This is a genomic window from Devosia insulae DS-56 (assembly GCF_000970465.2).
GTDB lineage: Bacteria > Pseudomonadota > Alphaproteobacteria > Rhizobiales > Devosiaceae > Devosia_A > Devosia_A insulae.
This window is the reverse complement of the sequence record NZ_LAJE02000328.1, coordinates 1-1,549: the sequence shown is the minus strand read 5'-3', so window position 1 is coordinate 1,549 and position 1,549 is coordinate 1. Positions and strand designations below refer to the sequence as shown.

Sequence of the window (1,549 nt, the reverse complement as noted above, 5' to 3'; positions counted from 1 at the left end):
AGCGGACCGGCAGCTCCCTCGATCACAGCATCCGAGAACCCCAGCTGACCCGTCCGCTTGACCGCCATCGTCGGCCTCCTCAATCAACCAGACCGAATCACAAATCGCGATTACGCAACAGGCCCATAAAGGGGGAGGTGAAGAGTCGAGTTTGTGGCTGGATCGTGCCGAACACACCGGCGGGGCACCTCCCCCTTCATGGGGGAGGATGGGAGGGGGCCGTCTGCTTCAGCCAGCACCATCCCGCTTCATCAAATAGTTCTACTCGACCATGACACCCGCACCGATTAAGAACTCCCTTGAAGCGATTCAATCGATCGAGGGAAATCATGCTGTATCGTAAGCTCGGCAATAGCGGCGCCATCGTCTCATCGCAGACCTTGGGCACCATGACGTTCGGGGCCGAGGCGGACGAGGCGACGTCGTTCCAGCTGATGGACGACTATGTGGCGGCGGGCGGCAATTTCCTCGATACGGCCGACGTCTATTCGGCTGGCACCTCGGAACAGATCGTCGGGCGCTGGCTGAAGGCCCGGCCGGAGGCGGCAAAGCAGGTGCTGGTCACCACCAAGGCGCGCTTCCCGATGGGCGACGGGCCGAACGACCTGGGGCTGTCGCGCCGCCATCTCAACCAGGCGCTCGACGCCTCGCTGAGCCGGCTCGGGGTTGAACATATCGACCTCTACCAGATGCACGCCTTCGACGCGCTGACCCCGCTGGAGGAGACGCTGAGATTCCTCGACGACGCCATCCGCAACGGCAAGATCGGCTATTACGGCTTTTCCAACTTCATCGGCTGGCAGCTGACCAAGGCGTCCTGGATCGCCAAAGCCGGCGGTCTCGCGCCGCCGATCACCCTGCAGCCGCACTACAACCTGCTGGTCCGCGATATCGAGCACGAGATCGTGCCGGCGGCGCTCGACGCCAATATCGGGCTCCTGCCCTGGTCGCCGCTCGGCGGCGGCTGGCTCACCGGCAAGTACAAGCGCGACCAGCTGCCGACAGGTACGACGCGGCTGGGCGAAAACCCCACTCGCGGGCAGGAATCGTACGGTCCGCGCAATGAGCAGGAACGGACCTGGCGGGTCATCGCAGCGGTCGAAGCGGTGGCCAAGACGCTCGGGGTCTCAATGGCGCAGGTGGCGCTCTCGGTGCTCGCCGATCGCCCGGCCGTCACCTCGGTGATTCTCGGCGCCCGCACCCGCGAACAGCTGGCCGACAATCTGGCGGCCGCGGGTCTCAAGCTCGATGCCGAGCATGCGCAGCAGCTGACCGACGCCAGCGCGCCGGAGGTTGCCGATTATCCGTACGGCAAGGGCGGGGTGAACCAGCGGCATCGGAAGATCGAGGGCGGGCGGTAGACGTACCGCGGCCGCGTTCGGCTCCCAAGCCCCAGCATCCATCAGCGTCATCCCCGCGAAGGTGTTGTGTCCCGTGAGGTTGGCGAGGGCCTCGGCTGGTGCCTTGTAGTCGAGGCACCTGAGGCGGGTTTTGTTGTAGCTATCGACGAAAGCGTAGAGGAAGGCGTCGCGCTGGACATGCGAGGCGA

General features: G+C 64.9%; 1 protein-coding gene. It reads left to right on the top strand.

The features are described from left to right. Positions 1 to 329 precede the first annotated feature (329 nt). Positions 330 to 1,361, top strand: coding sequence for an aldo/keto reductase (locus tag VW23_RS21835; protein WP_069911609.1), 1,032 nt, complete (start codon positions 330 to 332; stop codon positions 1,359 to 1,361). Positions 1,362 to 1,549: the final 188 nt, after the last annotated feature.